General features: G+C 38.3%; 12 protein-coding genes. 3 read left to right on the top strand and 9 right to left on the bottom strand.

Translation table 11 applies throughout. From position 1 onward, the window contains the following. Positions 1 to 157: 157 nt before the first annotated feature. A complete protein-coding gene (locus HNQ85_RS05830; RefSeq protein ID WP_181536822.1) occupies positions 158 to 613 on the top strand; it encodes a hypothetical protein in 456 nt (151 codons plus the stop codon). Positions 614 to 640: 27 nt separating this feature from the next. On the opposite strand, the gene HNQ85_RS05825 is transcribed toward HNQ85_RS05830, so the two are convergent. The 3 genes from HNQ85_RS05825 to HNQ85_RS05815 form a co-directional block, all read right to left on the bottom strand. Then, positions 641 to 994 (bottom strand): hypothetical protein, encoded by a 354-nt coding sequence (locus HNQ85_RS05825; RefSeq protein ID WP_181536821.1) that lies wholly within the window; start codon positions 992 to 994, stop codon positions 641 to 643. Positions 995 to 1,234: 240 nt separating this feature from the next. Then, positions 1,235 to 1,606, bottom strand: a complete 372-nt coding sequence (locus HNQ85_RS05820) for a manganese efflux pump (RefSeq protein ID WP_181536820.1) — start codon at positions 1,604 to 1,606, stop codon at positions 1,235 to 1,237. A 95-nt stretch (positions 1,607 to 1,701) separates the two neighbouring features. Then, complete coding sequence (locus HNQ85_RS05815; protein ID WP_181536819.1) at positions 1,702 to 2,610, bottom strand: DMT family transporter; 909 nt, start codon at positions 2,608 to 2,610, stop codon at positions 1,702 to 1,704. Between the two features lie 98 nt (positions 2,611 to 2,708). Between HNQ85_RS05815 and pdxR the strand changes: the two genes are divergently transcribed. Continuing rightward, positions 2,709 to 4,187: a MocR-like pyridoxine biosynthesis transcription factor PdxR gene (gene pdxR / locus HNQ85_RS05810; protein ID WP_181536818.1), complete on the top strand. Its 1,479-nt coding sequence runs from the start codon at positions 2,709 to 2,711 to the stop codon at positions 4,185 to 4,187. Positions 4,188 to 4,284: 97 nt separating this feature from the next. Here the strand turns inward: pdxR and HNQ85_RS05805 are convergent, their stop codons facing one another. The 5 genes from HNQ85_RS05805 to HNQ85_RS05785 all read right to left on the bottom strand — a co-directional run bounded on the left by HNQ85_RS05805 (position 4,285) and on the right by HNQ85_RS05785 (position 9,827). Beyond that, the gene (locus HNQ85_RS05805) at positions 4,285 to 5,802 is read right to left on the bottom strand and encodes an MDR family MFS transporter (RefSeq protein WP_220129133.1); all 1,518 of its coding nucleotides are present in this window, start codon (positions 5,800 to 5,802) and stop codon (positions 4,285 to 4,287) included. Between the two features lie 34 nt (positions 5,803 to 5,836). After that, entirely contained in the window at positions 5,837 to 6,565 is a 729-nt protein-coding gene (locus tag HNQ85_RS05800) for a polymer-forming cytoskeletal protein (protein ID WP_181536817.1), read from the bottom strand. Between the two features lie 42 nt (positions 6,566 to 6,607). After that, positions 6,608 to 7,342, bottom strand: coding sequence for a polymer-forming cytoskeletal protein (locus HNQ85_RS05795; protein WP_181536816.1), 735 nt, complete (start codon positions 7,340 to 7,342; stop codon positions 6,608 to 6,610). Positions 7,343 to 7,345: 3 nt separating this feature from the next. Continuing rightward, complete coding sequence (locus tag HNQ85_RS05790) at positions 7,346 to 7,981, bottom strand: DUF4004 family protein (protein WP_181536815.1); 636 nt, start codon at positions 7,979 to 7,981, stop codon at positions 7,346 to 7,348. Between the two features lie 493 nt (positions 7,982 to 8,474). Next, the gene (locus HNQ85_RS05785) at positions 8,475 to 9,827 is read right to left on the bottom strand and encodes an MDR family MFS transporter (RefSeq protein ID WP_181536814.1); all 1,353 of its coding nucleotides are present in this window, start codon (positions 9,825 to 9,827) and stop codon (positions 8,475 to 8,477) included. A gap of 304 nt (positions 9,828 to 10,131) precedes the next feature. Here HNQ85_RS05785 and HNQ85_RS05780 point away from each other — a divergent pair, with 304 nt between their 5' ends. Beyond that, positions 10,132 to 10,656 (top strand): GNAT family N-acetyltransferase, encoded by a 525-nt coding sequence (locus HNQ85_RS05780; protein ID WP_181536813.1) that lies wholly within the window; start codon positions 10,132 to 10,134, stop codon positions 10,654 to 10,656. Between the two features lie 742 nt (positions 10,657 to 11,398). Here the strand turns inward: HNQ85_RS05780 and HNQ85_RS05775 are convergent. Next, complete coding sequence (locus HNQ85_RS05775; protein ID WP_181536812.1) at positions 11,399 to 12,163, bottom strand: enoyl-CoA hydratase; 765 nt, start codon at positions 12,161 to 12,163, stop codon at positions 11,399 to 11,401. Positions 12,164 to 12,217 lie beyond the last annotated feature (54 nt).

The raw sequence follows: 12,217 nt of genomic DNA, 5'->3' as shown, positions 1-12,217 counted from the left end.
TCGTGCGTTTTACGTTTTGTATAAATGCTAGTTTAGACAAGATTTTTCTTTCTATGCGCTATGCGTGCAAAAAAACAAAAAACTTGAAAAGAATAGAAATAAAATCAGAGCCATTTGTCCATAACTATAATTTAGAATCTACAAGGAGGTTAGATGGATGATAAAAAAATTTATCAGCAACCCTGTTGGTTTAGCGATAACTTCTGTAACACTTCTTCTCGCTCTATCCCCTGAAGCACGAAGAGGGACAAGAAAACTATTAGTGAAAGGAGCCGGTGCTGTATTAGCTTTAGGAGACCAAATGAAAGGTTTAACGAGTGGAGTTCGGAAACAAATTGGTTCTATTATGGAAGAAGCAAAAGCAGAAAAGGAAATGATGATGCTGCCTGATATGACTGAAGTCATAAAAAGCAGCGGTGAGATGATGAAACAAGGAATTGAAAGCGGAATGGAGAAAACCCAACAAGTTATGCAAAGTGCAAAGGAATCAATGAGCCATTTATTTGATGATGTTGAACCAGCAAAAAAAGATGAAACGTTGAAAGCTTATAATGTATTAAATGACCAGTCGATTAAACAAAAATTACAAGAAATTGAACAACAATTGCATTAAAAAACGAGCTTATTTTAAGCTCGTTTTTTATTTTAAGACAGGTTGCTGTAACCTTTCTCTGTTTTCTAATAAATACTCGTGGCGTTTCACGTTTACAAGAAAATCTCCTGTTTTGTATCCAATCGTACTACCAATTCTGTTTCCCACTATGTATCCAACCAAGGAACCAACAAACGTTCCGATTCCTGGAAACACCATAGTTCCTACCAATGCACCATATTCCATTCCCGCCATGATTCCTGCTGCTCCGGTAATATTTCGCATCGTATAAACCGTTAAATCTTTTCTGTCGATTTCTCCTTTTATGTACGACCTCACATCTTCCATTTGTGAAATTCCTCCAGATAAAATCCCTGACCAAAACGGTGCGCCTTTAAACATAAAAAATTCCTCCTTTATTTTTGTTTAGTATAGCCAAAGGAGGAACAATTCATTAGGGCTTTAAGATTTTTAATACACCAAATATGATTAACAGCATTCCTGGAAGAAATGACAATCTCTTGATTATATCTCTGTTTGATGATAGTTCACCTAGCTTAACACTGAAAAATAGTAACCAAACATTAAAAAAAGCAATGACAGCTGTTGTCAAAAATGGAGAAAAACCAATAAATGCCGCACCTACTCCGCAGCAACTGCATCGATTGACATAAAAAGCCCTAAAAGCCATGCTTCCTTTCCAGTAATGATTCCAGATTGATCAAGGTCAACCGTTTCAGCAGATGAGTTACTTTTTCGAAATAGATTGACAATGGAAATGAAACCTATACCGATTAAGATACAACCACCTACCATTTCCGTTTGCTCAGTAGAAAAGAACTTCGTTAATAGCGTGCCGAAATGCATCGATAGGAATAACACAATCGATGAACATAGTGCAATGATACATATGGATAGCAACGGAATTTTCATTTTTCGTAATCCATACGTAAATCCAATCTCAAAGCTATCCATGCATACAGCAAATGCCAGCATCATTAGTGAAAGAAACATCCTGCTTCCTCCTTGCTCAAAAAATGCATAAGTATAAAATGAACAAGGAGGAAACTAACTATGTTGTTGTAACAATTTCAACTTTTGATGCTAACTTATGAAGCAATACTTTTTGGTTTCTTTGCAAAAGCTTCTCGTAAAGTTTGACTGTTTATGAAATATACGCCTGCTATAATGACAATGCCACCAATAATCGATAGAGGATGGAACACCTCTTTTTTTATCCATATATCAAGCACGAGTGAAATAAACGGAGAAACATAGAGCCATGTAGAAGGAAAGGCTGGGTTTGTTTTTTTGATCAGCCAATAATATAAACCGTGTCCTAAAACAGAGCCAATCACAATCAAATATAAAAGAGAAATCCATCCACTATAGCTAATTCCTGAAAAACTGGGATTTTCAAATGCAAAAGAAAGGATGATTAATAACAGTCCGCCGAATAACATTTGATATCCATTTAACATCAGCGGGGATACACCTTGTTTTAACACCATTTTCGAATAAATCGTGCCGAATGCGTAAAAACTTTCGCCAATGATAATGACTAGACAAGCAATAAGCCAAAATAAATTAAATTCGACTGAGAGCGACGGTCCCGTAATCAAGCCAATTCCGAGGAACCCTAACGCTAATCCCGCAAACTGTGCCCGTGTGATTTTTACCTTCTCCATTCTCGAATGGAACAACGAAACAAAAAGCGGACCGGTCGCCGATAATAGAGCAGCAAAACTTGAAGGAATATGCTGTTCCGACCAATAAAGTGTTCCAAATGTTATACCTGTCATACATGAACCTGTTATAAGAAATTCAATCAAGTTTTTCTTTGTTGGAGTTTGAAATTGTTTTGTTGCAACACCATATATCACGACAAGCAATCCGGCAATAAAGAAACGAAATCCAGCGGAAAAATACGGTGTCCATCCCGCTTCCAAACCGATTTTAATCACTAAAAATGTAGTACCGAAAATAAGACACATCGTAAGATAACCTACTAAAACCATAAATATTCATCACCTTTTCATGTTATTTTTATTTATATAATGATACAATCGATATATAACAGTAAAACTTATAGTATAACAGTTAAAGGATGTTGGTGATGAATATTCATTTGAAACGACACTCCAATCTCCCCGTTCATGAGCAAATATGTCAGTATTTTATTGACCGTATTTCTTCAAAAATAATGAAAGATGGCGAGAGGCTTCCGTCTGTTCGACAGCTTTCCAAAGAGTTAGGCGTTTCTTTAGTGACCGTGCAGAAAGCATATCAACAACTGCAACAAAGAGGATACGTCGAAAGCTTTCAAGGTAAAGGAATATTCGTGAAATCCACTCATCTAAAAGAAGATATTGACGATACACACACGAATTGGCATATGGTTATCCCTGATTATGTACCGCGCGCCCAATCATTATCCATCTCACAACCGCTGCGAAATATCCGCTATCATTTAGGAACCGCCTGTATTAACGGGAACCTCTTGCATACAGAGTGGATCAAAAAAGTGACCATGCAAGTGATCGAACAGCATCCACAACTGTTAGGACAATACAGCAGTGCCAACGGTGACATGGAATTCCGAAAAGCGGTAAGCGATTATCTGCGAACGAAACAGCTTTCGGTTGCACCGGAACATATTTTAGCGGTCAGCGGAGCGCAACAAGGTATTGAACTTGTGGCGAAAACATTTATCGGACCTAATGATGTTGTATTTATGGAAGCTCCTACTTATCCGGGAAGTATCGATATTTTTAAATCAAGAGGAGCGCAAATTATCCCTATTCCCGTCGAGCATGATGGAATTGATACAAAAATGCTCGTAAAACTTTGTGATCAATATCACCCGAAATTACTTTACATTAATCCAACTTTTCAAAATCCAACAGGCACTACCTTAAGCGTGAAAAAACGAAAAGAACTTGTCGATATTGCCGAAAGCTATCATTTTCTCATTCTAGAAGATGATCCTTGGAGTGAACTGTACTTTAAAGAAAAACCTCCTGCTCCGATTAAAAGTTTTGATACGTCCGGTCATGTCATTTATTTAAAAGGGTTCAGCAAATTTTTATCGCCTGCTTGCCGCATCGGTGCGTTAGTCACGGAAGGACCTTTATTAGAAAAGCTTATCGCGGCTAAAAGCATTTCTGATTTAGGCTCGCCATTATTAACGCAAAAAATTATCGCGGGATTGTTACAATCGAAAGAATTAAACAACGTTCTGCAAAACTTGCGAACGGATTTAAAGAATCGCGGAAAACAATGTATCCAATTATTGCATCAACACTCATCACAGCTGACTTTTCGTGCACCGAATGGCGGAAATACCATTTGGGTAAAATTGCCTCAACATGTTCATGCTGATCTTCTTTTGGAATATTGTCATATGAAACAACTTTCATTTTTACCAGGAAGCGCTTGCTTTCCGACACATGTACCGAATCAATATATCCGTATAAGCTATGCTGGACTTCCTCAAGAAGAGTTAAAACAGGCGATTGAAATTTTATGTGAGATGGTCAACACCCTGTCTAGTGCTCATAAATATTATCCTATAGAAAGTTACCCAAGTTTTTAAGCGGCAACAAAAAAGAGCAGAACTATGCATGGAATAGTTCTGCTCTTTGTGCTTTACGAGAACAAGCGAGTTTGTCCCTTCAGTAAATTTTTTTAAGTTAATTCGAGTTGCTGATTTGTGTATCTTTTCTCATGATTGTTAACCGTTCATTTCCCATTAGAAACACGAAGACGAGCGCCAACACTGCAGGAACCAAGGCCCACATAAAAGTATGAGCAATCGAAGAGGACAACGCTGCTGTGATTTGCTCAAGTACCGGTTTCGGAATATGCGAACGCGCTTCCGGTGAGAGAATCGCACGCGGATCTTTAAATGTTACTCCTTGAGGAACTTGTGGCATTCCGTGAAAAGCATCCGCTAATTTATTCGTAAAAAGATTTCTCTGGATAATTCCAAAGATCGTAATTCCAAGCGTCATGCCGAGTGAACGTACAAACGAGTTAGTAGAACTAGCTGCTCCCCGCTGCGTTTCATCAAAATGGTGGATCGCTGCCATTCCGAGCACCGAGAATGAAGCACCGATTCCAAGCCCGGCAATAATCATATACATCGTAACGGTCAAGCGAGTCGTATCCGGCGATAGCGTACTTAATAAGTACATTCCTACAACAAAAATCACTGTGAATATAATCATGACATTACGATAGCTCATTTTACTGGCTAAAAAGCCCCCTAATTGGGCAGATACTGTCGTTCCAAGCATCATCGGTAATAAAACTAATCCTGAATTGGTCGCCGAACCGCCGAGCACCCCTTGAATAAAAATCGGGATATACACAGCAGCGACGATAAAAGCGGCACCGGAACACAGCCCGATGAGATTACTTGTCGCAAATAAACGTTTTTTAAACATTTGATACGATACAATTGGCTCCTCTGCTTTCGTTTCCACATATAGAAACGCTAGGAATAAGACAGCAAATGCAGAAAACAATCCAATAATGATATGAGAATTCCAATCATATTTGTTACCGCCAAGTTCTAGTGCAAACATTAAACAAACGATGGACGGCACGAGAGTAAAAGCGCCCCACCAATCAATTTTTTGCTTCGAATGCTTAGCCGATTCACGGTAATACACAATGACAAGAAAGAATGCTAAAAGTCCTAAAGGAATGTTGATATAAAACGCCCAGCGCCAGTTTAAATAGTCCGTAATGTACGCGCCAAGCAACGGTCCAAAAATGCTTGATAAACCAAAGACTGCCCCGAAAAGTCCACCCATTTTTCCACGTTTTTCTGGAGGAAAGATGTCAAACATAATCGTAAAGGCAATCGGCACTAACGCTCCGCCGCCAATTCCTTGAATCGCTCGGAAAATGCTTAGCTGTTCGATACTTTGCGCCATTCCGCATAAAATCGAGCCAACGAGAAACATCACTAACCCAAAAATAAAAAAGCGTTTTCGGCCATACATATCAGACAGTTTACCGAAAATCGGCATTCCCGCCATTTCAGCGACCATGTAGGCCGATGTCACCCAAACAAACTTATCAAGACCTCCCAGTTCCGCGACAATTGTTCCCATGGCTGTCGATACAATCGTATTATCCATTGAGGCAATAAAAATTCCTAACAAAAGTCCTGCAACAACAAATCCTAATTTCGTCTCCATCGTTCTCACCAATACCCTCACTCCTTTGCTTGATTTATAATTTTCGACTTTCTGCTACCTTCGCCTTTTCATTTTGCACAAATTCATTTTTGTATTCTACGAGCTCAATGTCACAGCCAGGACCAATCGTAACCCGATTTCCCCTCACTACTTTCGCTCGCGTATACTCAAGATAAACCTCATCCCCTTCAATATTATCAACCAAGAGCTCTGCAGCATGGTTTTGAAATAAATTCAAAAGCTTGAATACACCAAATTTTCCTCTTCTCACCTGAATGCTCTCACCGCCGATTTCTGAAATTCGGCTATCTCCAAAGTGCAAATGAATTTCAACTTTTTCTGCGTTCAACATTCCGCCGATATGGACAACACCTTTTAGACGAAAGAGGTCCGCTTCACAATCACCCTCAACCGTTGTTTCGCCATTCACACGAATATCTCCGCCGACCAGCTTGCCGTGAATCTCCGTTGAACCGATGAGTTTGAACTGTTTCACCGATACATTCCCGCGGATATCTGCCTCCCCGAAAATCTTCATCTTTTCAGTTACAATGTCTTCCCCGATATAGCCTTGACCAAAAATTTCAAACGATGAGGTCGATACCTTTCCATTTAAGTCAGCGCTCCCAAACACTTTCAACTCCAGACAATGTAATTCCCCATTTACGGTTCCATCCCCTCTAATCCGGACTTTATCGAAGTTCCCGCCAGAAGAGATGCCCGATCCATTCATAACCAAATGGCGTGCACGTCCTTTTTTCATTGCTAAGTCCTCCTTATCAATCTACTTTCGAACGATAACCGCTCATATCTTTTGATTCTCGTTTACCTTTGATCCTTTGTCACAATCGAAACTGTTTTTATATTCTACTAACTCAATTTCACATCCAGGACCAATCGTAACATTGTTTCCTCTCACGACTTTCGCTTTCGTGTGCTCGAGATAAATTTCGTCTCCTTCAATGCTGTCAGTAACAAGTCCAACATTGATTTGGAAAAGATAAGTTAAAATCAGCTTTTTTAAATGAAACGCCATACTTGGCTTTTTCACTTTAATTTTCTCGCCGCCAATTTCTTTCGCTTGGCATCCTCCATATAAATGAATTTCAATGTTACCCGCATTCAACAATCCACCTATAGAAAAAACGCCCTTAATAAAAAATTCCTCCGCTTCACAATCTCCGGCAATCGTTGTCCCTCCCTCAATTTTAATCTCTTCTCCTACGAGGTTACCTTTTATTTTCGTATTGCCGTGCAATTTCATATCATTGCATGTCATATCACCATTGACCTTAGCTGTTCCCTGAATTTTCATCTGCTCTGAACGTAAATCACCGTTAATATTCGCGGTACCGGATATTAGAGTTGATTGGGCCGTTACGTTCCCATCGATATTGGCTTTTCCATGAATTCTTAAATTGACACAATTAAAATCGCCACTTAAATTCCCATTGCCACTTACTTTTACGAGATGATAGGAACCTCCCGCTGCGCTTCCTGTACCGGCAATGACTAAGTCTCGTCGATGATTTTCTTCCACCAATTATCCCTCCGACTCCGATATTTTGATTTTTAATTCCTCGATACAACTTGTTACATTCAATCGAGCAACTACCTTAGCCCCCGTATCGAAATAAATTTCGCTTGGATTTGAAAGCAGAATAAACGTAGAAATTCCCATTTTACGCAACAATATCAAGTCGCAGCTTTTTCCGCGGAATTTTTCATAATGTGTTCCTAATACTTCTAGTAAAATCGTTCCTTCCTCTAAACTCATTTCCCCTGTTTGTAGAAGCTTTTCAAGAATGTAAGCATGAAGAATGTGTTCAAATGTAAAGAGGTCTCGTTCTCCTTCATGACTCACATAAAATTCAAGCGCTATCTTTGAAACAATGTTTCGTTTTAATACTTCTTCCTTATTTAGTGTCGTTTCCATTGGATTCGGAGAGAACATATCAGCTAGTTGATCTAATGAAAGATCATCTTTCATATCTTTAATTTTCTCGATTCGCGCTAATATTTTTTCTCTTGGAAAAAACGTCTCTTGTCCGGTAAAAGTGGATTTGCGAATAAACCATTCTTCCGGAATCAAATTTTTCCGTTTCCAGCGATACAATTGACCGTAAGATATACCTGTAAGCTCTAATAACTCCTTTTTAGATATCAAATCATCACTCACTTGAACGCACCTCCTCGAGCTTAATCGTAACATAACAATGTTACATTGTAAATGAAAATTCTAATGCTCCCTTCTACTTATCCGTTTATGTAAGGTCATAAAAAAGGAGGTTGACCTTAAAGCAAAGTGTCAGCCCCCTCAATCACAAATATATACAACATAACACGGAAGAAGAACACGAGGTCAGACACTTACGGGTCAACCTCTTCTCTTTTGTTCAACCCCTCACCTTATTACCAATTTAAGAATCCTTCACCATTCGATGTTCATTTGTGATGTGTTTTTCACGCAAAAGTTGATTGTTCATCAAAAATGATATCCTCATCAATCACTAAAATAAGGTGAATCGTTTCTTTTTATTGACATATCAAGCACGAGTGAAAAAACAGAGAAACATATAAAGCCATGCAGAAGGAAAACTAGGATGGTTCAGATTTTACATCATCCATATTTAGCTCCCTTCCGTATTTCTTAATAAAAGAAATTCACTTATTTACACCACTTGATTCTGTACATTTACATTTCTTTTTTCTTCTGTTGCGTCATTTTTGATCAGGAACGATGTGAGTAAAGCAATGATACTTCCAACAAGGCCGAATAAGAAGAGGTTATGAATTCCGGTCATAAAATCTGGCGCTTTTGTTAAAAACGCCCCCATAATCGTTACTCCTATTGCCGTACCAATGTTACGACTAAACATAAAAAAGGAAGTAGAAATCCCCTTTTGATACGGTTCAACCATTTGTTGTGAACCTATCACTCCTACCGTAGATGTTAAACCAAATGCAAGTCCTTGTACAAACATGGTTATAAATACATACCAAAAACCATGACTTTGATTTAATATCACTAACAAGGCCCCTGACGCTACTAGCAAAACATTGCCGATGATGAGTAAAAAACGATAACCATACTTTAATATCCATTTTCCTGCTGGAACAGATACTAACATCCAACCAATCGCCATGCCAAGCAGAGCCACTCCGCTTATAAATAACGATTGATGAGCGACATTTTGTAAAAACAAAGGAATGTAGCTCGATGTGCCAAATAATGCTGCACAACCTAAAAAGCCGTTAATGTTCATCCATTTAATCGTTTTATTGCTAACCATCGAAAGCGGAACAAGCGGTGAAGACTGTTTCTTTTCAAAAAGATAAAAAATAGCAATAAATAAGATTCCTAGAATAGCGTAAATCAACTGATTTTTCTCAACAACCGTATCTAACAGAAGAAAACTTACACCAACAGCAAACAAAATCGCACCGATATAGTCGACACTTGCCTTTTTCGGCTCATACACTTCTTGATATGGAAGAAGCGTTAGCAATGATAGCAAACAAATTGGTAAATTGACATAAAAAATCCAGCGCCATGACATGTACTCTACAAAAAAGGCCCCAAGTAAAGGTGCGAGAAGAGCCGAAAGTCCCCACATCGCTGTAAAGAATGCTTGAATCTTCCCGCGTTTTTCGATTGGAAAAAGGTCTCCTGCAATGATGGCTGGAAACGGCATCATAAATCCGGCTCCGATTCCTTGCACCGCCCGGAAAATGACTAACTGCAACATATTTTGTGACATTCCACAAAGCAACGAGCCAATTAAAAACAAGACAATTCCAAATCCAAATACTCTTTTCCTTCCAAAAATGTCAGATAATCTCCCTGCGATCGGTGAAAGAACGGTTGTTGTAATCATGTATGCCGCAAATGCCCAAGCATATAGTTCAAAGCCACCTAGTTCTTTCGTAATAATTGGCATTGTCGTGTTCATGATGGTCGTATCCATCGATGCCACTAACATCGCAAGAACGATGCTGATCATTACAGTTGTTCTACTTTTCAATCATTGTCCCCCCTCTATATGTATCAATAAGGCATTATACAACACATTTCCAAAACTTCACAACGAAAACATCTTATCCTTTCTAGGAAAAAGATATAAATCCTTTCAAAACAGCCATTCACATTCCCGATTTATACTACAAATTAGACAATGCTTGTACAGAAAACAGGAATTCCTAGAAACATGGAAGTTTAAAACATATAAAAGAAATGAAACAATCTCTGTCATCATTTTTTTAAACCTATTTTCACATTTTAAAAATTGTAATAAAATGGTTGAAATTCATTTTACGGGGGAGAGAATGATGGAGAAGCGTGTGTTTTTGTCAAAACCGATTAAAAATTTACAAGATGAATATCTCTCTTTCTATCAGGAATGGAAAGAAAGCGGAGAAGAAATGATTCCGTGGGTAATTCGTAAAGATCCAGCCGATTTTGAAGGAATGATTCAATTTCTCCTAGATAATGAAAAAGATGAAAACATTCCGAACCACTGGGTACCAAGTTCTACTTATTGGTTAGTGAATGAAGACAGAAAAATAATCGGGGTGGTAAACATCCGGCATCGATTAACGGAAAAATTATTTCACTCTGGTGGACATATCGGCTACGGGATCCGCCCATCAGAGAGACGAAAAGGATATGCAACGAAGCTTTTATCTTTATCGTTAGAAAAAGTGAAAGAGTTAAGGATCCAAAAAGTTCTTGTTGTTTGTGACGCGGATAATATAGGTTCAGAAAAAACAATTTTAAATAATGGCGGCATACGCGACACCGACTATGTGACAGAAGACGGAAATGTTGTCAAAAGGTTTGGGATAGAGCTGTAACTAATGCTTACAAGATTCATATGATTCTATGACGAAAAGGAGTGCTAGCGTATGAAAATAAGTCGAACTACCAATTATGAGATCATCGCAAAATTAAATCGCTATGTACACGAATTACATACAAAACTGTATCCGAAGTATTTTAACATGTTCACCGAGAAGTCTCCCACCTCTAAACAATGTGTAGGTGGGAGAGGTTCATGGAATATAACATTGAGGCGATTAAAGAGTTCTTTAAAAAGATTGTTAACCACCCGTAGCACCTTTTTCTTCTTTTAGAAGATGACGAACAATATCTTGGCTATATTACCCGGAAAATTCGTTTAAAAAAGCATATCCATCTGTCTATGTACATCCAATCAGTATTTCAGAATCTCACAGAAAGAAAAGATTGGACTCAAAGCTAATGGAGGAAATTTATCATATCGCAAAAACCAATCACATCGACATAATTGAATGAGATGATTGGTGTGATCATCATTCGGCAAAAGAATTCTATAAAAAGCAGGGATTTACAAATACCGGGAGTTTGTTTATTAAAGAAGTTTAACAATAATAGCTCAAAAAAGCGCAAATCCTTATCGTAACAAAAGGGTTTGCGCTTAACGTTTTTTATAGAGACTGTATCGAATATTTAATCTTTCCAGTCCATCCATCGAGTGATTGATGTTCACTTCATCCGGAACAGGTATTCTAACCGTCTTATCTATCGTTTTTGACAAATATCACTTTACTACTCCATTTATTTGCCAATAAAATTCGGTTGACGTTTTTCTAAAAAGGCGCGAACCCCTTCACGATGGTCTTCCGTTTGTCTCATTTTTTGCTGTCCGATTGTTTCAAGATGTAATACTTGAAGCAACCGGTCTTTATTTAACTCTGTATATATTTTCTTCGTTTCAATCATTGCCTGAAGCGGCTTTGTTTGCCATTGCGCAATTTTTTCATGAATTTCGCTTGCATCTTCAATGATTTCATCGACTAACCCAAGCTGGAATGCTTCTTCCGCATTCATCGGTTTTCCTTCCCAAATCAGTTGCTTTGCTTTCGCCTCACCTAATCGCCTTTCTAAAAAGAAATGCCCTCCTCCATCTGGAATTAAGCCAATTCCAATAAAATTCATTGCTAAACGGGCATCTTTCGTGGCGATTAAATAATCGCTTGCCAAAGCGAAACTAAATCCTAATCCTGCCGCTGGTCCATGAATCGCAGCCACCACTAATTTTGGTAAACGATACAATGTGACCATTAATTGTTTAATGGTTTCCATAATGTCTAAAAATTTTTCATGATCTGCTTCCTTTAACATCGTTTTAATATCACCGCCTGCTGAAAAACCTCTTCCTTTTCCTGTAATAAGTAAAATAGGAGCATCGCTTTTTTCAACTTCCTGTAACTTTGCCAGCAACTCTGTCAACATTTGTTCATTCATCGCATTCAATGATTCCGGACGATTCAATTCCAAGATCGCCAATTGATTTGAAAAAGTAAGTGATACCGTCTCCATTTTCTCCCTCTCCTTCAATTACTTTCTTCTTAACTATTCAGCACGCATGAGAAA

Source organism: [Anoxybacillus] calidus (genome assembly GCF_013760845.1).
GTDB classification, from domain to species: Bacteria; Bacillota; Bacilli; order Bacillales; family Anoxybacillaceae; genus Paranoxybacillus; species Paranoxybacillus calidus.
This window is presented reverse-complemented; position numbering and strand designations above follow the sequence as displayed.

Excerpts from the sequence above, each read along its gene's own strand:
- HNQ85_RS05830 (WP_181536822.1), top strand. The coding sequence starts at position 158 with ATGATAAAAAAATTTATCAGCAACCCTGTTGGTTTAGCGATAACTTCT.
- HNQ85_RS05825 (WP_181536821.1), bottom strand. The coding sequence starts at position 994 with ATGTTTAAAGGCGCACCGTTTTGGTCAGGGATTTTATCTGGAGGAATT.
- HNQ85_RS05820 (WP_181536820.1), bottom strand. The coding sequence starts at position 1,606 with ATGTTTCTTTCACTAATGATGCTGGCATTTGCTGTATGCATGGATAGC.
- HNQ85_RS05815 (WP_181536819.1), bottom strand. The coding sequence starts at position 2,610 with ATGGTTTTAGTAGGTTATCTTACGATGTGTCTTATTTTCGGTACTACA.
- pdxR (WP_181536818.1), top strand. The coding sequence starts at position 2,709 with ATGAATATTCATTTGAAACGACACTCCAATCTCCCCGTTCATGAGCAA.
- HNQ85_RS05805 (WP_220129133.1), bottom strand. The coding sequence starts at position 5,802 with ATGGAGACGAAATTAGGATTTGTTGTTGCAGGACTTTTGTTAGGAATT.
- HNQ85_RS05800 (WP_181536817.1), bottom strand. The coding sequence starts at position 6,565 with ATGAAAAAAGGACGTGCACGCCATTTGGTTATGAATGGATCGGGCATC.
- HNQ85_RS05780 (WP_181536813.1), top strand. The coding sequence starts at position 10,132 with ATGGAGAAGCGTGTGTTTTTGTCAAAACCGATTAAAAATTTACAAGAT.
- HNQ85_RS05775 (WP_181536812.1), bottom strand. The coding sequence starts at position 12,163 with ATGGAGACGGTATCACTTACTTTTTCAAATCAATTGGCGATCTTGGAA.